Origin of the sequence: Arcobacter roscoffensis, from assembly GCF_024267655.1 — a bacterium.
In the GTDB taxonomy this organism is placed as follows: Bacteria; Campylobacterota; Campylobacteria; order Campylobacterales; family Arcobacteraceae; genus Arcobacter_B; species Arcobacter_B roscoffensis.
This window is the reverse complement of the sequence record NZ_CP100595.1, coordinates 2,455,283-2,479,513: the sequence shown is the minus strand read 5'-3', so window position 1 is coordinate 2,479,513 and position 24,231 is coordinate 2,455,283. Positions and strand designations below refer to the sequence as shown.

Annotated in this window: 29 protein-coding genes; 19 read left to right on the top strand and 10 right to left on the bottom strand. The window is 27.8% G+C overall.

Annotation, left to right across the window (positions count from 1 at the left end; translation table 11 throughout):
- The first annotated feature begins 90 nt into the window (after positions 1-90).
- Both NJU99_RS11805 and lipA read left to right on the top strand, forming a co-directional pair.
- The gene (locus NJU99_RS11805; protein WP_254576110.1) at positions 91-834 is read left to right on the top strand and encodes a lipoate--protein ligase family protein; all 744 of its coding nucleotides are present in this window, start codon (positions 91-93) and stop codon (positions 832-834) included.
- A complete protein-coding gene (lipA, locus tag NJU99_RS11800; RefSeq protein ID WP_254576109.1) occupies positions 818-1,732 on the top strand; it encodes a lipoyl synthase in 915 nt (304 codons plus the stop codon). Before NJU99_RS11805 ends, lipA begins: the two co-directional genes overlap by 17 nt.
- Positions 1,733-1,761: 29 nt before the next feature.
- On the opposite strand, the gene NJU99_RS11795 is transcribed toward lipA, so the two are convergent.
- From NJU99_RS11795 to panB, 3 genes are read right to left on the bottom strand one after another with little or no spacing between them, the layout of a single operon-like run.
- The gene (locus tag NJU99_RS11795; RefSeq protein ID WP_254576108.1) at positions 1,762-2,808 is read right to left on the bottom strand and encodes an AI-2E family transporter; all 1,047 of its coding nucleotides are present in this window, start codon (positions 2,806-2,808) and stop codon (positions 1,762-1,764) included.
- A complete protein-coding gene (gene ruvB, locus NJU99_RS11790) occupies positions 2,805-3,836 on the bottom strand; it encodes a Holliday junction branch migration DNA helicase RuvB (protein WP_254576107.1) in 1,032 nt (343 codons plus the stop codon). The genes NJU99_RS11795 and ruvB overlap by 4 nt, the downstream gene beginning before the upstream one ends.
- Before the next feature lie 2 nt (positions 3,837-3,838).
- The gene (panB, locus tag NJU99_RS11785; RefSeq protein ID WP_254576106.1) at positions 3,839-4,648 is read right to left on the bottom strand and encodes a 3-methyl-2-oxobutanoate hydroxymethyltransferase; all 810 of its coding nucleotides are present in this window, start codon (positions 4,646-4,648) and stop codon (positions 3,839-3,841) included.
- 142 nt (positions 4,649-4,790) lie between these two features.
- Between panB and NJU99_RS11780 the strand changes: the two genes are divergently transcribed.
- The 5 genes from NJU99_RS11780 (at position 4,791) to NJU99_RS11760 (ending at position 10,445) form a co-directional block, all read left to right on the top strand.
- Positions 4,791-8,315 (top strand): transporter substrate-binding domain-containing protein, encoded by a 3,525-nt coding sequence (locus tag NJU99_RS11780; protein WP_254576105.1) that lies wholly within the window; start codon positions 4,791-4,793, stop codon positions 8,313-8,315.
- Between the two features lie 66 nt (positions 8,316-8,381).
- Complete coding sequence (gene trpA / locus NJU99_RS11775; protein WP_254576104.1) at positions 8,382-9,137, top strand: tryptophan synthase subunit alpha; 756 nt, start codon at positions 8,382-8,384, stop codon at positions 9,135-9,137.
- A 1-nt stretch (position 9,138) separates the two neighbouring features.
- Positions 9,139-9,876: an arginyltransferase gene (locus NJU99_RS11770; RefSeq protein ID WP_254576103.1), complete on the top strand. Its 738-nt coding sequence runs from the start codon at positions 9,139-9,141 to the stop codon at positions 9,874-9,876.
- A gap of 67 nt (positions 9,877-9,943) precedes the next feature.
- Positions 9,944-10,096, top strand: a complete 153-nt coding sequence (locus NJU99_RS11765) for a hypothetical protein (protein WP_254576102.1) — start codon at positions 9,944-9,946, stop codon at positions 10,094-10,096.
- Positions 10,089-10,445, top strand: a complete 357-nt coding sequence (locus NJU99_RS11760) for a hypothetical protein (RefSeq protein ID WP_254576101.1) — start codon at positions 10,089-10,091, stop codon at positions 10,443-10,445. The genes NJU99_RS11765 and NJU99_RS11760 overlap by 8 nt, the downstream gene beginning before the upstream one ends.
- A 1-nt stretch (position 10,446) precedes the next feature.
- On the opposite strand, the gene NJU99_RS11755 is transcribed toward NJU99_RS11760, so the two are convergent.
- Entirely contained in the window at positions 10,447-10,869 is a 423-nt protein-coding gene (locus NJU99_RS11755; RefSeq protein WP_254576100.1) for a hypothetical protein, read from the bottom strand.
- Between the two features lie 136 nt (positions 10,870-11,005).
- Here NJU99_RS11755 and NJU99_RS14930 point away from each other — a divergent pair, with 136 nt between their 5' ends.
- The 3 genes from NJU99_RS14930 (at position 11,006) to NJU99_RS11745 (ending at position 13,473) form a co-directional block, all read left to right on the top strand.
- On the top strand, positions 11,006-11,131 hold the full coding sequence (locus NJU99_RS14930) for a hypothetical protein (protein WP_283256426.1): 126 nt from the start codon (positions 11,006-11,008) through the stop codon (positions 11,129-11,131).
- The gene (locus NJU99_RS11750) at positions 11,131-11,583 is read left to right on the top strand and encodes a Fur family transcriptional regulator (protein ID WP_254576099.1); all 453 of its coding nucleotides are present in this window, start codon (positions 11,131-11,133) and stop codon (positions 11,581-11,583) included. The genes NJU99_RS14930 and NJU99_RS11750 overlap by 1 nt, the downstream gene beginning before the upstream one ends.
- Positions 11,584-11,661: 78 nt before the next feature.
- Positions 11,662-13,473 carry a sensor domain-containing diguanylate cyclase gene (locus NJU99_RS11745; RefSeq protein WP_254576098.1) on the top strand — a complete coding sequence of 604 codons (1,812 nt, stop codon included), beginning with the start codon at positions 11,662-11,664 and terminating at the stop codon, positions 13,471-13,473.
- A 9-nt stretch (positions 13,474-13,482) separates the two neighbouring features.
- Here the strand turns inward: NJU99_RS11745 and feoB are convergent, their stop codons facing one another.
- Positions 13,483-15,609: a ferrous iron transport protein B gene (gene feoB / locus NJU99_RS11740; RefSeq protein ID WP_254576097.1), complete on the bottom strand. Its 2,127-nt coding sequence runs from the start codon at positions 15,607-15,609 to the stop codon at positions 13,483-13,485.
- Positions 15,600-15,827, bottom strand: a complete 228-nt coding sequence (locus NJU99_RS11735) for a FeoA family protein (RefSeq protein WP_254576096.1) — start codon at positions 15,825-15,827, stop codon at positions 15,600-15,602. The genes feoB and NJU99_RS11735 overlap by 10 nt, the downstream gene beginning before the upstream one ends.
- A gap of 227 nt (positions 15,828-16,054) precedes the next feature.
- Between NJU99_RS11735 and NJU99_RS11730 the strand changes: the two genes are divergently transcribed.
- The 9 genes from NJU99_RS11730 (at position 16,055) to NJU99_RS11695 (ending at position 21,172) form a co-directional block, all read left to right on the top strand.
- Positions 16,055-16,369: a hypothetical protein gene (locus NJU99_RS11730; RefSeq protein ID WP_254576095.1), complete on the top strand. Its 315-nt coding sequence runs from the start codon at positions 16,055-16,057 to the stop codon at positions 16,367-16,369.
- Positions 16,370-17,074 carry a ferritin-like domain-containing protein gene (locus NJU99_RS11725; RefSeq protein ID WP_254576094.1) on the top strand — a complete coding sequence of 235 codons (705 nt, stop codon included), beginning with the start codon at positions 16,370-16,372 and terminating at the stop codon, positions 17,072-17,074. It abuts the gene before it with no gap.
- An 11-nt stretch (positions 17,075-17,085) separates the two neighbouring features.
- Complete coding sequence (locus tag NJU99_RS11720; protein WP_254576093.1) at positions 17,086-17,346, top strand: hypothetical protein; 261 nt, start codon at positions 17,086-17,088, stop codon at positions 17,344-17,346.
- On the top strand, positions 17,336-17,701 hold the full coding sequence (locus tag NJU99_RS11715; RefSeq protein WP_254576092.1) for a hypothetical protein: 366 nt from the start codon (positions 17,336-17,338) through the stop codon (positions 17,699-17,701). The genes NJU99_RS11720 and NJU99_RS11715 overlap by 11 nt, the downstream gene beginning before the upstream one ends.
- Positions 17,694-18,098: a YtxH domain-containing protein gene (locus tag NJU99_RS11710; RefSeq protein WP_254576091.1), complete on the top strand. Its 405-nt coding sequence runs from the start codon at positions 17,694-17,696 to the stop codon at positions 18,096-18,098. The genes NJU99_RS11715 and NJU99_RS11710 overlap by 8 nt, the downstream gene beginning before the upstream one ends.
- An 8-nt stretch (positions 18,099-18,106) precedes the next feature.
- Positions 18,107-20,221 (top strand): heavy metal translocating P-type ATPase, encoded by a 2,115-nt coding sequence (locus NJU99_RS11705; RefSeq protein WP_254576090.1) that lies wholly within the window; start codon positions 18,107-18,109, stop codon positions 20,219-20,221.
- Positions 20,222-20,302: 81 nt separating this feature from the next.
- Entirely contained in the window at positions 20,303-20,425 is a 123-nt protein-coding gene (locus tag NJU99_RS14925) for a hypothetical protein (RefSeq protein WP_283256425.1), read from the top strand.
- Positions 20,412-20,663 (top strand): hypothetical protein, encoded by a 252-nt coding sequence (locus NJU99_RS11700; protein ID WP_254576089.1) that lies wholly within the window; start codon positions 20,412-20,414, stop codon positions 20,661-20,663. The genes NJU99_RS14925 and NJU99_RS11700 overlap by 14 nt, the downstream gene beginning before the upstream one ends.
- 65 nt (positions 20,664-20,728) lie before the next feature.
- The gene (locus NJU99_RS11695; RefSeq protein WP_254576088.1) at positions 20,729-21,172 is read left to right on the top strand and encodes a Fur family transcriptional regulator; all 444 of its coding nucleotides are present in this window, start codon (positions 20,729-20,731) and stop codon (positions 21,170-21,172) included.
- Positions 21,173-21,198: 26 nt separating this feature from the next.
- Here the strand turns inward: NJU99_RS11695 and NJU99_RS11690 are convergent, their stop codons facing one another.
- The 4 genes from NJU99_RS11690 to NJU99_RS11675 all read right to left on the bottom strand — a co-directional run bounded on the left by NJU99_RS11690 (position 21,199) and on the right by NJU99_RS11675 (position 24,141).
- A complete protein-coding gene (locus NJU99_RS11690; protein WP_254576087.1) occupies positions 21,199-21,693 on the bottom strand; it encodes a flavodoxin in 495 nt (164 codons plus the stop codon).
- Positions 21,694-21,711: 18 nt separating this feature from the next.
- The gene (locus NJU99_RS11685) at positions 21,712-22,479 is read right to left on the bottom strand and encodes a hypothetical protein (protein WP_254576086.1); all 768 of its coding nucleotides are present in this window, start codon (positions 22,477-22,479) and stop codon (positions 21,712-21,714) included.
- Position 22,480: 1 nt separating this feature from the next.
- Complete coding sequence (locus NJU99_RS11680) at positions 22,481-22,813, bottom strand: DUF2325 domain-containing protein (protein WP_254576085.1); 333 nt, start codon at positions 22,811-22,813, stop codon at positions 22,481-22,483.
- Positions 22,814-23,052: 239 nt separating this feature from the next.
- Complete coding sequence (locus NJU99_RS11675) at positions 23,053-24,141, bottom strand: Opr family porin (protein ID WP_254576084.1); 1,089 nt, start codon at positions 24,139-24,141, stop codon at positions 23,053-23,055.
- Positions 24,142-24,231: the final 90 nt, after the last annotated feature.

The following is a 24,231-nucleotide window of genomic DNA, read 5'->3' as shown; positions in this document are numbered from 1 at the left end:
GTAGACTTAAAATAAGATTTATTTAAAAATTTAAGTGAAAATAGAAAGAATATCAAATATAATAGAAAAATATTAAAAAAAGGTTTTATATTGATTGATGAAAAATCATCATTTAGAGTAATAATAAATAGCCAAAATTTAGCAAAAGTAAATATGTGTAAAGATGAGGCTTTAATTAAGAATTTTAATGAAAGTTCTTCTCCTATTTTAAGAATTTACCACTGGAGTAAATCCATAACTATTGGTATTTCTCAGGATATTAAAGATTATTCTTATTTAAATGATTTTAGTGAAGATATTGCCAAAAGAGTTACAGGTGGAGGAGTACTTTTTCATGGACATGATTTATCATACTCTTTGGTCTTACCAAGTAGCTATTTTAAAGATTATAAGATTAAAGAATCATATGAAAAGATTTGTTACTTTCTAATTAATTTTTATAAAAAACTTGGACTTGATGCTAATTATGCTAAAGATATAGAAGATGTAAATTTAAGTAAAAATGAGTTTTGTCAAGTTGGATTTGAAGCTTATGATATTTTAATAGATAAAGATAAAATAGGTGGAAATGCACAAAGAAGAACAAAACGACTTGTGTTTCAGCATGGTTCAATTCCTTTATATTCTGTAAATGATAAAAAAGTTCTTGATAATAGAATAGGACTTACACTAGAGGATTTAGGAATTGACTTAACATATGATGAAGCTACAAAGCTTTTAATTGAGTCATTTCAAGAGACTTTTAATGTGGATTTAATAAATTCAGAATTAAATGATAAAGAAAAAGAAGAAGAAAAAAAATTACTAAAGGAAAAATATGACTTCGTTTACTAGTAGTGCTCCAAAAAAAGAAGTAAAATTTAGGAAACCTGAGTGGCTTAGAAAAAAGATTAATCCAAGTGCTCAAAAAGAGATGGAATCGCTTTTAAAAGAAGTAGGTGGATTGCATACTATTTGTCAAGAAGCAAAGTGTCCAAATATTAGTGAGTGTTTTTCTAAGAAAAATGCAACTTTTTTAATCCTAGGAAATATTTGTACAAGAAGATGTACTTATTGTAATGTAAAAACAGGACTTCCAACAGAGGTTAATTTAGAAGAAATAGAACAGGTTACAAAATCAGTAATACAACTTGGTTTAAAATTTGTAGTAATTACAAGTCCAGCTAGGGATGATTTACCAGATGGAGGAGCTAGTCAATTTTATAGGGTTACTCGTGATATTTTAGAAAAATCACCTGGAACACAAGTAGAAGTTTTAATACCAGATTTTAAAGCAAAAGAAGAGTCTCTTCAAAAGGTAATAGATTCAGGAGCTGTTATCATAGGTCATAATATCGAAACAGTACCTAGTATGTACAAAATAAGAAGAAATGCTTCTTATGAAAGATCACTTCAAGTTTTAAAAAGATTAAAAGAGTTAGGTCAAAATAAAATAAAAACAAAAACAGCACTTATGGTAGGACTAGGGGAAACAGAAGAAGAGATGATTCAAGTTTTTAAAGACTTACTTGATGTTGGTTGTGAGTTTTTAAGTATAGGTCAATATTTAGCTCCAAGTGGCGATTATGCTAAGGTAAAAGAGTTTGTTAGACCTGAGCAATTTGAAAGATATAAACAACTTGCTTTAGATATGGGGTTTAAGTTTGTTCATTCAAGTCCATATGCTAGAAGTTCTTATTTAGCCCATGAGTATTTAGGTCATGAAAGTGCAAATAAAGAGCTTGAAATCTAAAAATTTAAGAATTAAAGAGAAATGATACCTTAGGGTATATTCTCTTTAAATTCATCAGAATACTTCTTAACTAAGTGCATTATTGAGATAAAAAATGTCACTGTAGCAGGACCTATAATCATACCCCAAAAGCCAAAAGTTGATAGTCCAGCTACAATAGAGAAGAAGATTAAAATTTCATTTATTTTAGTAGGACTTCTAACTATTTTTTGGTTTATATATTTTATGATTATAGGTTTAGCAAAGGTATCTGCAAAAATAGAAATCATTAAAATAGAATAAGCAGCTATTACAATAGCGTTTGTTATGCTTCCTGTCACTGCTTCATAAATAGCTATTGGAACCCACATAATAGCTCCTCCAATTACAGGTATTAGTGATGCAAAACCATATAAAACCCCAAAAAGTAAGCCATCATATCTATAAAATGTTAGGAAGAAACCAAATAAAAACCCTTCAAATACAGCAGTAACTAAAATAGAGTATAAAACTACTGTCATTACATTTGATGATTCTGAGAAAAGAATAATTGAATCATCTTTTTTTATAGGTAATAAGCCTTTTACATATGTAGAAAGACTTTGTGCATATAATGTAAAAAAGAAGAAAAATATAAGTATCATAACCATATCCATCATAAAAGATGCGGAGTTTTTCCCTAGATATGCTCCTGTAGATATGATGTTTTGAGCTAGTTGTCCCACATCGATTTTTTCTAAGATTTGATTTAAAAGGTCTTTTAAAAAGTGAAAGTCTTCTGATATGTTTTCAACCCAAAGTTTTAGTTTCTCAAAACTATTTATAAGCAGTTTTTGATCAATTCCTTTAAAGGCATTTGCAAAGGAAAAAATACAATACATAACGGGAATAAAAAATATTCCAGCTAAGCCAAGAGTCATAAAAGATGTCGAGGCTATTCTACTTTTTAATCTATTCTCTAAGAAAAAAGTCAAAGAGTTTGTTGCTACTGCTAAAAGTAAGGCTACAAACATAGCTTTTAAAAATGGAGAGAATAATTCCACCATAAAAAAGATTGTAACTATAGCAATAGCAATTAAAAAGTAGACTGGTTTCAAAGAAGCTGTCCTTGATTTTCATGAAGTTTTTCACTTCCTGGATAAGATAATCTAAACATTTCATATGTTTTCACAGAAGCTATTCTTCCTCTTGCCGTTCTTTCTATATATCCATTTGCTAAAAGATAAGGCTCAATTGCATCTTCAATAGTTCCCTCGTCTTCACTAAGTGCAGCCGCCATTGTAGAAAGTCCCATTGGCTTACCTTTATTTGAAACTAGAAGTTCAAGTAGGTTTATGTCCATCTCATCAAAACCTGTTTCATTAACTCCAAGTTCATCAAGTGCATATTGAGCTCTTTTTAAATGAATTGAGTTTTCATTTTCAACTTCAGCAAAATCTCTTACTCTTCTAAGTAGTCTTAATGCAACTCTTGGTGTTCCTCTACTTCTTCTTGAAATTTCATGTGCGGCATCGTCTTCACAGTTTTTTTCAAGCTTAACAGAAGCTTTTTGAATGATTTTTGCAAGTTCAGCATGAGTATAAAATTGCATTCTAAAGTGCATACCAAATCTCTCTCTTAAAGGATTTGAAAGCATTCCAGCTCTTGTTGTTGCACCAATTAAAGTAAATCTTGGTAAGTCAATTTTTACAGTTTGAGCAGCAGGTCCTGAACCTATAATAATATCTAGTCTATAATCTTCCATTGCAGGATAAAGTATCTCTTCAACAGCAGGACTAAGTCTGTGAATCTCATCAATAAAAAGAATATCACCTTCTTCAAGGTTAGTTAAAATTGCAGCTAAATCCCCTGATTTTTCTATCATAGGACCTGCTGTAATTTTGATGTTTGTGTTCATTTCATTTGAAATAAGATATGAAATAGTAGTTTTACCAAGTCCTGGAGGTCCATAAAAAAGTATATGATCTAAAGCTTCAGCTCTTTTTTTTGAAGCTTCGATAAAAACTTTTAAGTTTTTCTTGATTTTTTCTTGACCTATATAATCATCCCATGAAGAAGGACGTAAACTAACTTCTGCATTATCCTCTTCAAAAGAGACTTGCTCAACTTCTACAACTCTTTCCATTCTTAGTACTCTTCCTCTTTTGCAGGAAATGACGAGTCTTGAACATCACTTCTATATTGATTTACTGCTTCTTTTACAGTTTCTGCACCATTCATGTAGTGTCTTACAAATTTTGGTTTAAACTCTTCAAAGAAACCAAGCATATCAGACCAAACTAAAACTTGTCCATCAGTCACGTTTCCAGCACCAATACCAATAGTAGGAATAGATACAGCTTCACTAATTTTTTTAGCAGCATCACTCATGACACCTTCAATAACAACAGCAAAAGCTCCTGCTTTTTCAACTGCAATTGCATCTTTGATTAGTTGTTCTGTATCTTCTGGTGTTTTTCCTCTTACTTTGTATCCACCTTCACTTCTCACATACTGAGGCATAAGTCCAATATGTCCCATAACAGCAATAGAATTTGATGTTAGATGTTTGATAATATGTGCTCTATCTTCTCCACCTTCAATTTTTACTGCTGCTGCACTTGTTTCTTGGTAAACTTTTACTGCATTGTTTAAAGCGTCATTTTCATTGTTGTAAGTTCCAAAAGGCATATCTAAAATTACAAAGGCTTTAGGTGCTCCTGTACAAACTGCATTTGTGTGATAAATCATTTGATCAAGTGTTGCAGATAAAGTATCTGGCTTTCCAGCGAAGCTCATGTTTAAACTATCACCTACTAAAATCATATCAGCAATCTCTTCAAATAGTTTCGCAAAAAGTGCATCATAAGCTGTAATCATTGTAAGTTTTTTATTATTTTTAGCTTTTTTTATTTTTGTTACATTCATTTTTTCAAAATCATTTTTGATAATACTCATTTTAAGTTTTCCTAATAGTGTATATAAATTTCTAAATATTGTATCTAAATTATTCCAACATTATCGTAAAGTAGGCGCTGTTTTAGAAAAAATTAATAAATATAAAGCTACATTAAAGTAACGAAAAAAGGTTATTATACATATGATTAAAAAATTAATTTTATTCTTTACAATACTTGTTATAAATCTCTATGCAAATATTAGTGTTTCAGGACTTAGCGAAAAGCAAACTTTATGGCTTAAAGAACATCCTGTTATTGTTGCTCAAAATGAAGCTGATTATATTCCTATAAATTTTAGCAAAAATAGTATTGCTCAGGGATATTCCATAGATTTTATGGATCTACTTGCTTCAAAACTTGGAATAAAAGTACAGTACACTCAAGGTCGTTCTTGGGATGAATATCTTGAAATGGCAAAAAAGAAAGAAATTGATATAGTTTTAAATGTTGTGAAGACAGATGAAAGACAAGAGTATTTGAGTTTTACAAAACCTTATTTAAAATCCTATCCTTTTATATATTCAAAAAAAGATAAAGCAATTAACTCAATTGAAGAGTTAAAAGGTAAAACCTTAGCTATTCCAAAAGGTTATTATTTTGAATCACTTTTTACAAAATATTATCCAGAGGTAAAGTTATTATTTTCAAAAGATAATTTAGAAGCTTTAAAAGCTGTATCAACTGGTCAGGCTGATGCTACTGTTGGTATGGCTTCTACTTTTGAACACTTAATAAATGAACATTTTATAACAAATGTAGCAATAAGTGCAGAAGCAAAGATAGAAGGTATTTCTAAATATTTTGAAAGAATTGGAGTTCGAAAAGACTGGCAAATATTTCAAGAAATACTTGATATTGCAATATCACAAGTTAAATATGAAGAAGAGTTATATTTAAAAGAAAAATGGAAATTAGCATTTGAGAAAAAGAAAAATAAAGTCTTAAAGACTTTTACAAAAGAAGAATTGGCTTGGATAGAAAATAAAAAAGTTTTAAAAGTTTATAATGAAAAAGATTGGGCTCCATATAACTATATTTTAAATGATAAACCCATGGGATATTCAATTGATTATATTAAAAAAATAGCAGATGAATTAGGTTTGGAATTAGAGTTTGTTAGGGATATTTCTTGGAGTAGTGCTTTAGATAAATTAAAAGCAAATGAGCTTGATTTGGTTTTAAATATAGCAAAAACAAAAAAACGAGAAAATGATTTCTTGTATACAAAAAATAGTTTTCTTAAAATAACTAATGGCTTTGTTTTAAGAAGAGATAATCAAATAGTAGATAGTTTTGAGGATTTAGATGGTAAGAAATTAGCTATTGTAAAAGACTATTTTGTTGATGAATTAATACAAGCAAAATACCCAAATATTGAAGTTTTAGCGCTTAAAAATAGTACAGAGGTTGTAAGGGCTGTATCTGATGGTTTTGCAGATATAGGTCATGGAACATTGGGTTCACTACAACATGTGATGCTAGAAAATTATATTACAAATTTAAAGTATATAAAAGAAAATGAATCTGTAAATAGTTTATATATTGCATCAAATAAGAATAATGAAATCCTTATATCTTTGATAAATAAAGTTGAAGAGTCTTTATCTATTTCACAGTTAAATGAAATAAAGAAAAAATGGTTTATAACAAATGAACATAAAAACCCATCTTTTGAACTAACAAGTGAAGAAAGAATTTGGCTTAGTAAAAATGAGATTGTTTTAGGAGTAGATAATGACTATGCTCCAATGAATTTTCTTGATGAAAATAAAGAGTTAAAAGGTCTTTCTGTAGATTTTATCGAAGCTTTAGAAAAACAAATAGGTAAAAAAATAAATTTCCATATAGATACTTGGCCAAAAGCTTTAAATAAAGCAATGAATCATGAAATAGATGGAATTGTAAATATCAATGAAAGCGAAACAAGAAAAGAAAAGCTTCTTTTTACAAAACCTTATATTACTATTCCAATGGGTGTTATCACAAAAAATGATTTTCAAAAACATTCAAATTTAAAAGGCTTTAAAAATAAAATTTTAGTAGTAAAAAAACAGACTGTTGAAGTAGAGTATTTATCTAAAAACTTTCCTGATATAAAAGTAATGATTGTAAACAATTACAAGGATGCTCTTAGTTTAATAAGTGAAGAAAAAGTTGATGGTATTTTTGCTCCTTTACCTATAATACTTCATAATATTAAGAAATATCTAATATCAGACCTAAAAGTAAATGTAATTCATTTTAATGAAACTATTGGACATCAAAAAATTGGTGTTAACAATAATAATCCAGTTTTATTATCAATATTAAATAAAGGTATAAATCAAATTGATATTCAAAAAAGGGATGAAATTATTGATAAATGGTTAAAGGTTGAGTATCAACAAAATGAAACTTATACTTTTTTATGGAAGTATTTAATTGGTGCTTTATTAGTTATTTTAACTTTAGCTATTTTAATATTTATTTTGAAGATGAAAATTAATAAAGAAGTGGAAAAAAGATTAAGTATTCAAAAGCAAAAAGATGAATATGATTCTATTTTAAATGGCTCTTCAACTATGTTAGTTCTTCATTCAGGAAGTGAAATGACAAAGGTGAATAAAGCCTTTTTGAACTTTTTTGATTCATATGAAAATGTGGAAGATTTTAAAAAAGATTATGTGTGTATGTTTAATTTATTTAAGAAAGTAGATGCTCAAAGCTATATATCTTCTTTAAATACTGATGCAAATACTTGGGTTGAAGACTTGTATAATAAGCCTGAAAAAAATTTAAAAGTGATTTTATCAAAAGATGGAAAAGATGAACACTTTTTAATTCATGTAAGTTTGGTAAAACTAGATAATAGTGATTACTATTTAATAGAACTTATAAATATCACTTTAGAGATTTTACAAAGTCAAGAGATTGAAAATAAAAATAGAATCATCACAGAACAATCTAAAATGGTAGCCCTAGGTGAAATGATTGGAAATATTGCACATCAATGGAGACAGCCTTTGACTATAATATCTTCAATATCAAGTTCTTATAAACTTAAATATGACATGAATTTAGAAATAAATCATGAAGATTTAGTAAAGGATATGACTAAAATAACTGATACTTCAAAGTATCTATCTCAAACAATTGATGATTTTAGGAATTTTATAAAAGGTGACAAATTCAAAGATGAGTTTAATGTAAGTAGTAGTATCAATAAAGCTTTAAATATTGTAGGTACTGCTATGGCAAATAACTACATAAATATTCAAACTAAAATGAAAGGAAATCTAAGAATTGAAAGTTATGAGAATGAATTAATTCAATGTCTTTCAAATATTCTAAATAACGCAAAAGATGCTCTTAAAGATGTAGATGAAGAAAATAGAGTAGTAAGAGTTTTTCTTGAAGAGTTTGAGGAGGGTGTTGTTATTACTATTCATGATAATGCAGGAGGAATACCTGATAATATTTTAAAGAAAGTGTTTGAACCATATTTTACTACAAAACATGAATCACAAGGAACAGGTCTTGGACTTTATATGTGTTATAAGATAATAAATGAAAGTTTAAATGGCGATATAAAAATTATAAATGAAGAGTTAAAAGTAAATAATGAAGTTTATCTAGGAGCAAAAATCATAATACATCTTCCAAAGAAACTAAAGAAGGAAGATTAAATATAAAAAAAAGATGATTTTTGATAGAATGTAATATTTTATAAATATTTAATAGGATTATTTTAAATGGGTGAGAACACACAGAAAAAATTAGTTGGTTATATAACTTCATCAGTTCCTGATAATAGTTTTAGTATAGATTTAGCTTTTAGTATGAAAGAAGCAGGAGTTGATATTTTGGAGTTAGGTATTCCTTTCTCTGATCCTGTTGCTGATGGACCTGTAATTGAAAAGGCAAATCAGATAGCTTTAGCAAATAACTTTAAACTTGACGATTTATTTGAAGTATCTTCAAAAATAGCAAAAGATATTGATACTTTATGGATGGGATATATGAATCCTTTCTTTAGTTATGGAGTTGAGAACTTTTTAAAAAAAGCAGATGAATTTGGTGTAAATGGAACAATTATTCCAGATGTACCTTTTGAAATGGCAGAAAATTTAAAAGATTTATATACTAAATACAATAAAGCAAATATTTCATTTGTAGCTCCAACTCATAATGAAGACAGAATTAAGCAAGTAGTTGAAAATTCACAAAAGTTTATCTATATGGTTGCTTACGCAGGTATTACAGGTAGTGGTCAAAGTGAAGATTTATCAAAAGTAATTGAGAATGTAAGAAAACATACTACAACTCCTTTATATATTGGGTTTGGTGTTGATGAAAAAACTTGTGAAGAAAAAGTAAAAGGTGTTGATGGTGTTATTGTAGGAAGTGCTTTTGTAAAGCACTTAATTGATGATAGCTTATCAAATAGTGAAAAAATAAATAAAATCTCTTCAATTGCAAAAGAGATTAAAGAAAAAATAAACCAATAAAATGCATATTTTAAATAAAGATATTGAGTTTATAGAAGAACAAAGAGAGTGTTCTTATTTTGATAATGAAATATCTGATATAAGATATAGATATATGTTTGACTGTTCTACTGAACAGTACCAACAAATGCTTGAGCGAGGCTGGAGAAGGTTTGGTAAAATGCACTTTGTTCCTGAGTGTAGAGCTTGTAATAAATGTATATCTATGAGGATTGATGTTAAAAATTATAAATTTTCAAAATCAGAAAAAAGAGTAATTTCTAAAAATAAAGATACAAAACTTTATATTAGACCTCCATCTATGACAGTTGAACATTTAGATTTATACAACAAATACCATGAGCTTATGAACCAAAAAAAAGATTGGCCTTTCACAAAAATAGAGCCAAATGAATATGCAAAATCTTATGTTGAAGGTAAATCTTCATATGCAAAAGAGTTTTTGTATATGAAAGATGACAAATTAATAGGTGTTGCTTTAGTAGATATATTACCTAAATCTATCTCTGCTATTTATTGTTATTATGATCATGAATATGCAGATTTATCAATTGGAAAATTTTCTATTTTAGCTCAAATTAAAATAGCAAAAGAGATGAATATTCCTTATATATATTTAGGTTATTGGATAAAAGATCATTTTTCTATGGGATATAAAGAAGCATATCAGCCATTTGAAGTTCTTAAAAATAGACCTACAATAAATGAAGAAACTGTATGGGAAAAATATGAACTATAATATAGTTGTAATTGTTTCGGCTGTAATTTGTGCTATAATTTCTTTGTTACTAAGCTACTATGGCGTATTGTTAATATTAGATGAAAATAGCTCACTATTTAAAATAGCTCAATTAGCTATAGCTGTAGCATCTATGACAACTTTTTATGCACCAATCAAACATTTATTGTTAAAATATATGGATATAGATATAGAAGAAAGTGAGAATAAAAATGACTAGATTTTTAATTCCTTTTTTATTTCTAGTGACATTTTCTTTTGCTCAAATGCAAGAAAATGAAAACTTTATAGAAGAAGAGAAAGAGTCTTCAGTTGATTGTCTTATTTTAAAAGATGAAAATTCAATTATATGTAAATTTGAAACACAAAGAAGTGTTGAAGACCAAACTATTATAGCTCAGTGGATTGACCCTACGGGTGAGGTTTCAAGAAGTAGAGAAATGATAGTTCCTGCTGGACATGGTTCTATTTATGATTATAGATATATAAAAGGTAGAGTAGATGGTACTTGGACTTTTAAGATAATTCTTGACAATCAAGAATATACTACACAATTTGAATTGAAGTAAATTAACTTCTTTTCAAATTATTGTTTAAGCTAATCACTAAATTCATAGATTTTTTATTGAAACTATTTATTAAACTTTCATTTTTTTCATCAAAAACTAAGGCTCTTTGAGTTTGAGCTAAATCTTTTAAATACTCTTGTATCTCAATAATAAGTTTCTTTTCATCTAAAAGTAAAACTGTTTTATTACATATTTCTTTTAATCTTTTTTCATCTTGTGATGATGAATTTTTAATATCAAAAGATAAAATTTCATTTGAGATTTTACTAAATAAGTTAAGTTTAGTTTCTCTCATCCATTTGTTATGATCATTTTTTTTATTAATTTTTGAAGTTATAATACTATCAATAACCTTTGTAGATACAGCACTAAATAGAGCTGTTTTTGCAACTTGTCCTAAGATATTAATTCCTACATTTAGCATTTTAAATCCTTTATAAATAAAATTTTAAAACTAAAATACTTAATATCTTATTAAAACGATAATTATTATCATTAATGTTTTATTAAGATAGTGTTTTGTATCATATTAAAAATGATACTAATTATCAAGGTATAAAATGAAAAATATAAATGAAACAAATTTATATAAAAAAAATATAAAACTTCAAAATAATTTATTTAGAGTATATGCTTTAGCATTAATACTTGGAACTATTATTGTAGTTTACAAAGGGTTTATGTAGTGAAAAGATATGAGATTAGTTTTGAGTCATTTTTGTCAAACTTTAAAAAATCTGTTTCTAAATCAGGATATAAAAATTCAATTCAAAAAGATTATATATTAAAAATACTCTATTTTAGTGATGAACATTTGAGTGCTGAACAAATAGTGAATATTGCAAAAAGTTTATATAAAATTGATTTAGGAATCGCAACTGTTTATAGAACTGTAAAGTTTTTTGAGTCAATGAATATAGTAAAATCTTTAGATATTGGCGATGGCACAAAAAGATATGAGTTGAATATATCAATCCATCATGATCATATGATATGTACAAACTGTGGTAAAATTATTGAATTTACTGATGATTTGATAGAAGATCAGCAGGAGTTAGTAGCAAAAAAGCATAATTTTAAATTAAAAGATCATATTATGACAATATATGGAATTTGTGAAGATTGTCAAAATAAATAACTATTGATAATCATTATCAATATAATTTAAACTAAAAATTACTATAATCCTATTTATATTTTATATAAGAGGATTATAATGAAAATAAACAATAAAATCTTTTTACTTTTTACATCTTTATTTATATTACTTTTGATATTAATCTATTTTATTTTAAAAGATAGAGAGTTAAAGACTTTAGTTTTAGAAGATGAAATAGTTAAGAATAGAGTGAATAGTTTAGGCAAAATTTTAGATACAAAAAAATTGCTTCTTGATAATATAGCTTATGAGTATTCCAAAAATCAAGCTATTATAAAGACTTTAAAACAAAAAAACAAAAACTATAAATTTCATGAAATAGCTTCAAATTTAGATATATCTTATTTTATATTACTTGATAATAAAAAAAATATAGTCTATAGCGAGGTTTTTGATACAAGTTCTAAAGAGTATATGAGCATTTCAAATAATATAAGGTATTTTTTTGAAGATGGTGATATTGAAAAATATTTGAGTAAAAGTAGAAAGTTGAAGTTTACTACTTTTGAGTATGAAAAACTAATGTTTTCCATGGTAAAAATTGAAAATTTAGGTTATATTTTTGTTGCAAAAGCAATAAATGCAGACTTCTTAAATGAATTATCAGATATTTTAAACACTTATGTATCTTTATTACCAAGTTACACTTTAGAAAATACTCATAAAGAAAGCTACGGTTTTAAATATGATATAAATAGAGAAGAAAAAGAAAATATCTATATAAATATTGAAGTAAATGACTATTTAAATGATAATTTTTATTTATTTTTAAAGATGAAGAGAAATATTTACAATGAGATTAGGCAAAGTAATAAGCTTCTTTTAGAACTATTTTTTGCATCTTTTATCATCTTTATTTTTATTATATTTGTATTTATAAATAAAATATTTACAAGTAGAATTGAAAAAATCTCAAACACTGTAAAAAGTGTTTCTAAAGAAAAAGATTTAGTAAAAAATATCGAATTAATTTATGATGATGAGATAACTTATCTTAGCAGAAAAATGAATGAAATGTTTAAAACTATTTATGAATCTCAAAATGAGAATATCAAAAAAGAAAGAGATTTTTTGCAATCAGTTTTAGATTCACAACAACATATTATATTTATTACAGATGGAACACAAATACAAAGTGCTAATAAAAAGTTTTTAGATCTTTTTAAAAATAGTAATAGCTTTATGAATAATATAGCAATACTAGATAATAAAACTAAAATGAGTTTATTAAATGTGGCTAAAACTCACTCTTCTATTGATAAGCCTGCAAAGTTTACTATAAATAATAGTGAAGAAAAATATTTTGTTTTTGATATATCAAAAGTAGAAATTAAAAAATATATTGTTTGTATGAATGATGTTTCTATGTATAATAAAAAAATTAAAGAGTTAGAAAATAAAGCCTCAGTTGATGAGCTAACTTCTTGTTATAACAAAAATACTATTATAGATTATTGTAAGTATTGGCTTAATATTAAAGATTTTGCTTTGATTATTGTTGATATTGATAGGTTTAAAAGTATAAATGATAATTATGGACATTTTATTGGAGATTGTATTTTAAGAGATGTTGCACTACTTTTAAAACAGCACTTGCATAGTGATGATTTAATAGGAAGATTCGGCGGTGAAGAATTTATTATAGCTGTAAATACTGAATATAAAAACTTAAAGAGGATTGCTAATAGATTAAGAGTTCTAATTGAACAAAAAGAGTTTTTTTATGAAAAATATAATTTGAGAATAACAGCTAGTTTTGGATGTACTTATTGTACAAAAGAAAAAGATTTTGATGACTATTTCAATATTGCAGATGAGGCTTTATATAAAGCAAAGAATAGTGGAAGAAATAAGGTTATACTTAAATAGTAATAGGTTTTATCCTACTACTATTTTTGTGATGTTATAAGCAATAAAAGATAAAATCCAAGCTGTTGTAGTTGTAAAGACAAATAAATAAGCTAAATACTTCCATCCTCCTGCTTCTTTTGCAAATACCATAGAAGCTGCTAAACAAGGTAAATAAATCATTACAAACACGATAAATGAAATAGCTGAGGCAAAAGGAATATTATCTTTGATTTTCTCAATTAAACCTTTTGAACTCTCATCATGATCTTCCCCTAAGCCATATAAAATACCAAGAGTTGAAACAACAATTTCTTTTGCAGCAAGTCCTGTTTCTAAGGCAATAGTCATTTTCCAATCAAAACCAAGTGGAGCAAATAAAGGCTCACTAGCTTTTCCAATAATACCTAAATATGAGTTTTCTAGTTTATACATAGCTAACTCATTTAATAGTTCACTTTTTTTATCTTCTGAAATTGCTAGGTCTATTTTACTAGCGTATTGTTCTTCAATTAAAGGGTACTTAGGATAGTTTGATGCAAACCAAATAAGAATTGAAGCTGCTAAAATATAAGTACCTGCTTTTTTTAAGTACATTAAAGCTTGGTTTGAAACAGTATGCCAGATTAGTTTAAATGATGGCATTCTGTATTTTGGCATTTCCATTACAAAAGGTTCATCTTCACTTTTAAATACAATAATTTTTAAAGCCTTAGCTGCAATTAATCCTAAAATTGCTCCACTTATATATATTATAAATAAGATATTCCCTGCATTACCTTCATTAAAAAAAGCACCCACAAAAAGTACATAAATAGGAAGTCTAGCTCCACATGACATAAACCCTATAATAAATAAAGTTAAAAGTCTATCTTTTTCATTTTTAAGTGTTCTTGCAGCCATATAAGCAGGAACTGAACATCCAAAACCTGTAACTAAAGGAATAAATGATTTTCCATGAAGTCCAAATTTATGAAAAAAACCATCAAGTAAAAATGCAACTCTACTCATATATCCAGTAGTTTCAAGCAGAGCTATACCAAAAAATAGTATTACAATATTTGGTAAAAAAAGAATAACTGCACCAACTCCTGCTAGTGCTCCATCAGCAATTACTGAGCTTAATTGATTATCTCCTAATGCTTCTTTTGTACCATCAATTAGCGAAGCAAAAAACGCATCAATCATATCCATAGGAATATTTCCTATTTCAAAAGTAAGTTGAAATAATCCCCACATTAAAAATAAGAAAATTGGTAAACCTAAAAACTTGTGAATAAGCAAAGAGTCTATTTTTTCAGTTGTTGATTTTGCTATGCTTTTTTCTTGTTTAACTGTTTCAGTTACAGCCCCTTTTGCAAAAGCAAATCTTTCATCACTAAATATATCATCCATATTTTTTGTATCATAATGAATAAATAAATGTTCAAAAGCGTGGGCAAGTACAGGTTGAAGTTTAACCCAAATTGGCTCATCATGAAAATATTTATATGTTTGTTTATCTTCTTTTAAAAGTTTAATTGCAAGTTGCCTATATGTTTGAGAAGTTCTAAAGGCATTTTCTTCCATTACTTTTACTAAATTTGAAATTTCTTCTTCCATTACATCAGAGAAAGTAAGTTTTGTAGGAAGTTTTGAAGAGTCATATTTTTTTACTATATTATCTATAACTTCTTTTATTCCTAGGTTTTGTGCTGCACTTGTTTTAATACAAGGTTTACCTAGAATTTTACTTAATTGATTTTCATCTACTTGAATATTCTCTTTTTTTGCTTCATCAATCATATTTAAAGCAATAATCATTTTTTTGTCAAGTGCAAGTAATTCTGATGTTAGATATAAGTTTCTTTCTAAATTTGTTGAATCAAGTACATTTAAAATTATGTCATAAGGTGAGTTTTCTAAATACTCTTTAGTAACTTTTTCTTCTAAGGTATAGTCATTTAAAGAGTAAGCCCCTGGAAGGTCTGTAATTTCTATTTTGTAGTTTTTATATTTAAATACAACTTCTTCTTTTGCTACAGTAACCCCTGAGAAGTTTCCTACTTTAAGTCTAGCATTTGAGATTGAGTTGATAAGCATTGATTTCCCAACATTTGGCTGACCAACTAAAGCTACTTTTATTACTTTTTCTTCTTTAAAATCTTTTATTTGCATTTTTCAATCTCAATTTTTGCAGCTTCTGTAAATCGTAGAGCAACTTTTGTATTGTTTATTTTTATTTCAATAGTACTTTTTGTTAAAGTTACTTCTTCTACATATATTTTAGAACCTCTTACTATTCCAAAAGAGTTAAATCTATTTTTTAGTGAAGCTTCACAATTTATAGATTTTACTATAGCAGACTCATTGATATTTAACTTATCGAGGGTCATTTTTATTCCTTGTCTTTAATAATGATTATTATAATACAATAAGCCTTGCTTATAGTTTATACATATAAAGTAAAAATGATAAATGAATCTAATATTTAATTTCATATGCTATTGATAATTATTATTAAGTTCAATATTGATATAATCTTTTTGATAATGAGTCTAGATTTATATTAAGATATAGTTAAGGCAGATAATATAAAAATCTACTAGTAAAAGGAATTTTTTTGATAAGTACAGAAGATATTATAAAAATAGCAGATTATTTTAGCATTATTGCTCACACTCCTGGAAGACTAAGAGTAAGAGTAAATCCTAAAATAAAAAATGAAGGTGGAAATATCACACTAGAGGATATTGAGAATTTACCAAAAAAAATAAATGGTATTAAAGAAATAAAGATTAAAAAAGTTATTGCTTCAGTTACAATTACTTATGAGCCAGCTGTTTTTGAACCAAGACTTTGGGAAGATTTAATAGCACATAAAAATTTAGATGAAGTAACAAAACTAATAAACACCCTAGCAAAGGAGGTAGTGTAAATGCAACAAAAAAATGTAGATCAGAACTTGTTGGATGCTCAAAGAGTTGATCCTAATGACCCCCAACCAGTATTATCTCAGGCTTTAAGAATTGCTGCAAATGACGAGTTTGAAGCTTATAATACTTATAGCAATGTTATTGCAAAGTTTGGAAATGTACTGCCATTTTCAAATATCATAAACTCTGAGATAAATCACTATAATGAGATTATACTTTTAATGCAAAAGTATGGCGTAGAAGCTCCTATAGTTGAGCAAGTAAAAGTACAATTACCAAACACATTACAAGAGTGTTGTGAAGTCGCAGTTGCTGCTGAGATTGATAATATAGCTTTATATGATGACTTGCTTATGTATGTAAATGAACCTGATGTAAGAGATCTTTTTTATAGAATTCAAGCAGCTTCATTTAACAATCACTTACCAGCTTTTAGAGCTTGTGTTGCTTCATTTTATAATCAAGTAAATCCTCAAATAAATAATCAAATGCCCAGTACAAATCAAAATGGGGCAAATATGATGGATAATATGGCTCAATATCAAGAATTACTTGATGATGCTATGAATGGAAACATAGATCAAAATAAAATTATGTCTATGTTATCTAATATGAACATGTCAATGATGAGTGGTCTTGCAGTTGGTGCTTTAGGCGGTATGGCACTTAATAGCATGATGAATAAAGAAGATAATACTGAAAATTAAAGGAGTATATCATGGCACTTCCATTTTTATTAGGTGTAGCAGTTGGAGCAGGGGCAGTAGTTGCATATAATAATAGTAAAAAAATAAAAGAAAAAACAGATGAATTTTTTGATAAGTCAAAAGATCTTGTAAGTGATGTAAAAGACAATGTAAAACAAAATGTTGAAGCTACGGTTGATTGCATAAAAGATAAAAAAGATAAAAACAAAACTCAAGATGAAGATTGTAAAGACAGTTGTGAGAAGAAAGAAGAGGGAAATAATGAAAAGTAATTTTGAAGAACCAAAAGTAATGACACATCATTTAGTAAGTGGAGCTGCTGTATCTTTACTTGCAGCAGGTACTATCAATGCTATGAGAATAAAAAAAGGTGAAACAAATATCAGAAAAGCTACATATGATGTGGTAAAAAGAACAACTCAAGGAACAATAGCAACAGCTTCAGTTGTAGCTGCAAGTTCATATAAAAATGAAAAAAATGGTATGTTCAAAGCCTTAGCTTCTTTAGCAGTTGGTGCTGCTGGGGTTTATGCGGTTGAAATGATTGATAAGAAGTTTAATAGTGAAGAGCAAGTACAAGCAGTTTCTTGTTCAACTGAAAATAATGAGGTAGTAGAATATGAATAATATAAATCAACAAGAACAAACACAAATAAATCCACAAGCAAATATGACAAATAATCAAGCTACTCAAAATGCTTTTTTATCAAACCCATATATTAATCAAAATCAAAATATGAATAATACTCAACAAGTTAATCCATATATAAATCAAGATACAAATAATTCTGCACAAAATCCAATAGCTAATCAAAATAATGTAAATGATTCATTTTTTAATGGTGATTTTGTAAAGGGTGCATTAATTGGCGCAGGTGTGACTTTTCTTTTAACAAACAAAACTACACAAAAAGCTATTTTCAATGGTTTTTCAAAGGGTAGTGAACTAGTTCAAGCAGGAATGGAAGAGTTAAAAGAGAGAATGGAAGATGCAAAAGCTCAAATGGAAGCTAAAAACTATTAAGGTTAATTATGAGTATAAATAGTTTTAGAAAAGTTCACGGTACATCTTTTAGAGCAAGATATAAGTTTGAACTTTTAAGTGATGAGTATCTTGATGAAAATATCCTTAAAAACTATCTTGAAAAAATAGAGCATGTAACTTCTGTTAGAATAAATAAAAAAGCTAAAAGTATAATTTTTACTTTTGATGAAGATGTATGTGAAGTAATAGAAGATAAATTAGCTTGTGTAAATGCAGATGAATTATTAAGTTCATTAGATGAAGAAGCAGCTGTATGTGTGTCTTGTGTAAGTGATGAAGAACCAAGCCTAAAACCTTTGATTTATGCTTCTAGTGCATTAGTTAGTGAAAGATTTATTAAAAATGATTTTATAAATGCAGCTATTTCAAGTAGTGCAGCGACACCTCTTTTAATAGAAGGAACACAAGAACTTTTTAAAGAAGGACTTACTTCAAGAGTTTTAGAAAGTGCAGCTGTGGGTATTTCTTTATTTAGAAAAGATTATCTTGCTGCTAATTCTACAAATGCAATGTTAGCTCTTGGAGAGTATATAGAAGAAACAACGGTTCATCGAAGTGATGATTTACTAAAAGAGCTTGCAAAACCAAATGTAAAAGAAGCTTGGCTTGAAAAAGAAGTTGATGGAAAACTAGTTGAAACTTTAGTTGATACAGATACTATTGAAGTTGGTGATATTGTAGTTGTTTCAGCAGGAAGTACTGTTCCTGTTGATGGACATATTGTAAATGGTAGTGCGAGTGTAAACCAAGTTTCTATGACAGGAGAGGCTGAACCTGTAAAAAAACAAAGAGGTGACAGAGTTATATCTGGGACTGTTTTAGAAGAGGGTAGGTTAAAAATCTGGGCTGAGCAAGTTGGTGCTAATACAGCAACACAAAGAATAAAACACTATATAGAAAACTCATTAAATGAGAAATCATTAGTTCAGCTAAAAGCAACTAAGTTAGCAGATAAATTAGTACCTGTTACACTAGGACTTGCTGGAGTTTCTTATGTGATGAGCAAAGATTTTGAAAGAGTGGCATCTGTTTTACAAGCTGATTATTCTTGTGCTTTAAAATTAGCAACACCAGTCGCTTTTAAATCTACTATTTCAAAAGCAGGTCATGAAGGAATTATGATAAAAGGTGCAAAATCTATCGAGGCTTTAAGTAGTGCTGATACTTTTATCTTTGATAAAACTGGAACTTTAACTCAAGGTGATTTAGAAGTTGTTGATGTACAATCTTTTAATGAAAACTGGACTGAAGAAGAGGTTTTAAATCTTTCTGCTAGTACGGAAGAACATTATTTTCATCCAGTTGCAGAAGCTGTTGTTAAAGCTGCAAAGAAAAGAGGCTTTGTTCATATGCATCATGAAGAAGTTGAGTTTATTGTAGCTCATGGTGTAAAAACAGAAGTAAATGGTAAAGCTGTAATTATTGGAAGTAGACATTTTTTAGAAGATGATGAAAAAATAGATTTTTCAGCTCATCAAGAAAAGATTGATAAAAAGCTTGATGAAGGTAAAACCTTACTTTATATTGCATATAATAATGAGCTTTTAGGAACAATTTCTTTAGTTGATCAAATTAGACATAATACAAAAGAGTCTTTAGAAAAGTTAAGAGAATTTGGTGTAAAAAAACTTGTAATGCTAACAGGTGATGTTGATAAAAAAGCACAAAGTGTTGCTAAAGAGTTAGGTATTGATGAGGTATATTCTGAATTGCTACCAAGTGATAAAGCTTCAATTGTAAAAAAGATGATGGAAGAGGGTAATAAAGTAGCCTTTGTAGGTGATGGAATTAATGATGCACCTGCACTAATTTCAGCTCATGTTGGAATTTCTATGAGTAAAGGTGCCGATATTGCTAAGGCAACTGCTGATGTTAGCTTGTTAAAAGATGATATTGCAGCTGTTGTTGAAGCTAAAGAGTTAGCACATAAAACAATGAAGTTGATAAACACAAATTTTAATGCAACAGTTGGTATTAATTCAGCTATTTTAGCAGGTGCTACTTTTGGAGCATTCTCTCCTATTGTGACAGCCTTTTTACATAATGGAACGACAATTGGACTACTTTTAAATTCAATAAGAGGCGTAAAGTTAAATAAATAGTTTTAATCCTGATAATAGTTATCAGTTTACTTTAAAGATAAAATAGTTATTATTATGATAATTATTATCAAAAGGATTAAAATGCCATTTATACTTCCACTTGCTACTATTTTAACAGCAGCACTAACTTATGAGACTTTAAAGGGAACAAAAAAAACTATTGACAGAAGAACAAGAAGGAAAAAAAGGAATGCAAAAGCTTGATTTAGAGGTAAAAAAAGAAGTTGCAAAAATAGGAATGACTGCAACTTTAGGTGCAACAGTTGTAACTTCAATGTTTATGAAAAACAAAGTAGCTAAAAAAACTCATGTTATTGCAGGGGCTGCTTTTTGTGGTTTTGCACTTTGGCATCATATGCTTTATCAGCCTGAAAACAAAAAAAAGAAAAAACTTGCTAAAAAAGAACTAAAAGAAGAAGTTATATTAAACGATAATATTTAGTGTTTGTATTTTAGGCAAACTTTGGCTATACTATTAAGCATTATAAAGTTTAAGGGCAAATTTTTATGGTAGATAACGAAGAGATAATAGAAGAACTTAAAAAAATTGTTAAACAAAAAGGTTTAAAATACACAGAACAAAGAGAAATTGTTTTAAGTATTTTAATTAATGCTGAAGATCATTTGACAGCTGAAGAAGTTTACAATGAAATTAAAAAACAATACCCAGATACAAATATTGGAATAGCTACAGTTTATAGAGCACTAAGTTTTTTAGAAGAAGTAGACTTAATTGTATCTATTAATTTTGGTACGGATGGAAAAAAATATGAGAGTAATGCAAAATCTCATCATGATCATCTTATTTGTACTTCATGTGGTAAGATCGTAGAGTTTTTAGATGATGAAATAGAGAAAAGACAAGACAGAATAGCTAAAAAGAATAAATTTAAAATTACAAGTCACTCTATGCAACTTTACGGAACTTGCGAAGATTGTACTCAAAACTAAAAGTTTAAACTTTTAGTTTTGTTTTATTATAGAATATCACCTTTTATATCTTCACTCCAGGCTTTAATTCTATCGTCTGTTAAATCATCTTGATTATCTTCATCAATAACTAATCCAACAAATTTTCCGTCAATTTCTGCTTTTGATTCATCATATTCATAATCACTAGTTTCTGTAAAACCTACAATATTAGCACCTTTTGAATTCACTTGTTCATAAATAGTACCTAGTGCATCTACAAATGTATCACCATATCCTTCTTGGTCACCTAGTGAAAATAAAGCTACGTTTTTTCCTGAGAATTCAAGTTCACAAAATTCATCCCAAACTTCATCTAAATCATCATTTAAATCACCATCACCCCAAGTAGAAGCACCAATAATTACTTTATCATATTGTTCAACTTTATCAAGGTTAGAACTTAAATCAAAAACTTCAAGTCCTCCTAACTCTTCTGCAATTTTATTTGCTACTTCTGTTGTATTTCCTGTACTAGTTGTATAAAATATAGCTGTCGCCATTTTGTAAATCTCCTGTTTTTATCTTATAATTGATCTAAAAGAGTACGGTATTGCTTTGATTTGATACTCTTTATTTTTTAATTCATCCACATATATAGGTATTTGTTTTTTAAACTCATCATCTTTTGGATAAGCTAAATATATTTGCTTGAAATCTCCTTTTTTTATTGACTCAATAGCACCTTCTAGTTCATCTTTTATATTTGGATTTTTAACTTCAATATTTTTCCATGATGTATAGATTTTAAGCTTACATATATCTTTTGCTTCAATACAAATTGAATCACCTAAATCTATTACATTTTTGTCTTTATGAAGTTTTCTAATCTTATTTAAAACGAATTCATGAAATAGTAAATGTTTATCAATAAGTAACTGCATATTATTATTTATAAAACAATGAGAAATTAGTTTTGCAGCAGGAACTAAACTTTTACTTGTTACGAATGTTGAGTTAGTAGTTTTGTTTAAATAGTTATTTATAATTTTAGTTGAATTAATACAAATTTTAAAGCTTTTAGAAATCTTGTGTGTTTTTATATTCGAAGTAGGAAGCATAGAATTTATTTTAAACTCAAAAGCATTTTTAAGAGAATAAATACTTAATCTTCTTTGTTCATATTTTGTAAAATTACAATATGGTTTTAAAACATAATTGCTAAGGTTTAAAAATAGCTGTCTTAATCTGTATTGAGAATTAAAACTATCAAAGCCTTTTGGTAAAAACTCCTTATTATTATCAAAACCAACAAAGTCATCACAGTAATTTAAATAGTTAAAACTCATATTAGTCCTTTTTCTTTGTACAGTTTGCGTAACATTGACTACAATCTGTAATGCCCATAATTTTTACATACTCATCATATACGCAAGAAAGTGATCTTTTTGCACAAATAAATGGGATGTTTTTTCTTTTTGCTTCATTTTTATACTTAAGCATTGTATTATGGTTTAAAAAAGAAGTAAGCATTACTATGCAATCAGTATCCATAGGAACTTTTTTCTTAGGAGCTGAAGATTTTTTTCTTGCATCCCAGTGATTTATAGTTTTTGCACCAAGGTTTTCTAACATATTTACAATGGGCGAGATTTTATCTCCTCCAATAACTAATATACTCATTTTGCTTCCTTTAGCAAGTACAACCAGTTGGTTCTACTAAATCTTTTTTATTTTTTATTTCGTAACAAGTAATCATTATAAATCCTTTATTATTGATAATCATTATTAGTATACTACATGAAGAAAACTTAAATATATATTAATATTGAGAATAGTTATCAGTATACTTTGAAATTTTAGAAATAAAAAAAGGAAGAAAGCAAAACTTCCTTCCCTTAGGTGTATTTTTATTGTGTCAATTAAAATGAATAAGCTAGGTTTAGAGCTACTTTTGATTTGTCCTTGTCAGACTCTAAAGATAAATCTGTATACATAATATCAGCAGCTAAGTTTTCAGTAAATGAATAGGCAGCACCTATTGTAAACTCTTTGTCTTCTTTATTTGTAGTATCATTATCAGCAATTGCATATAGTGCAGATAACTCCACATCAGAGATAGTATATCCTGCTGTAGCATACACTGTACTAGCATCTTTAGCATAAACATAATCACCTAATTCTTCTGTAGGATCAATATTATCACCAAAAGAAGCAATTGAACCTAAGCCATTATCATCACCAGCTTGAATATAACCAGCTGATAAAGCAAATCCAGCTACTTTTGTACTTGCCTCAAAATGTAAAACTTCTCCATCTTCTGTATTCGCTGCATCTTCTGAACTTTGAGCATAATGAGCAGTTAATCCAAACATATCCGTTTCATAAGTTGCTTTTAAACCATAGAAGTTTGCTACATCTTTAGCAGAATAAAAATAAGGGTTTAATTCAAGATTTTCAATTCCATTATATTTTGCATCAACAACATAAGCACCATCTTTTGTAACATCAGCAAAGTTTTTGCTTTCATCTGCACCAATTGCAGCTTGTCTTGTAGTGTATCCAGCAACTAATGTTGTATTTGGAATTAATTTTGACGAAGAAATTACAACTGCTTCATTGTAATCACCTAGCCACTCTAAATCAATCTCTTGTCTACCAGCTTTAATAGTAAGAATATCATTTGAGAATTCAATGTTTGCAGTATGCATAACAGCATTGTTTTCAAAATCACCTTCATAATTACCTGACTCTTTTTCAGAGAATTCGTGATTTGCTCTAAATCCAGTGTTTAACTTAAAACCATTTAATGAATCAGTTTCATAGTTTAAATCAAAAGTTCCTGCAGTAAAACCAGAGTCTTTTTCACCAGTTCCATTATCCCATGACTGATGATGAGCTGTAACTTCTCCTGAAACTTTTCCATTTTTAAAAGCTTCATCTACATTATTTGCAGCATATGCTGCTGATGTTAATACTAACGCACTAGCAATAATACTTAATTTTTTCATTTATTATGTCCTTTATTTTTGAATTTTTTAGGAGAAAAAATTCTATTTTGTAGTGGAATAGTAGTGAATAGAAAATTAATATTTACTTAA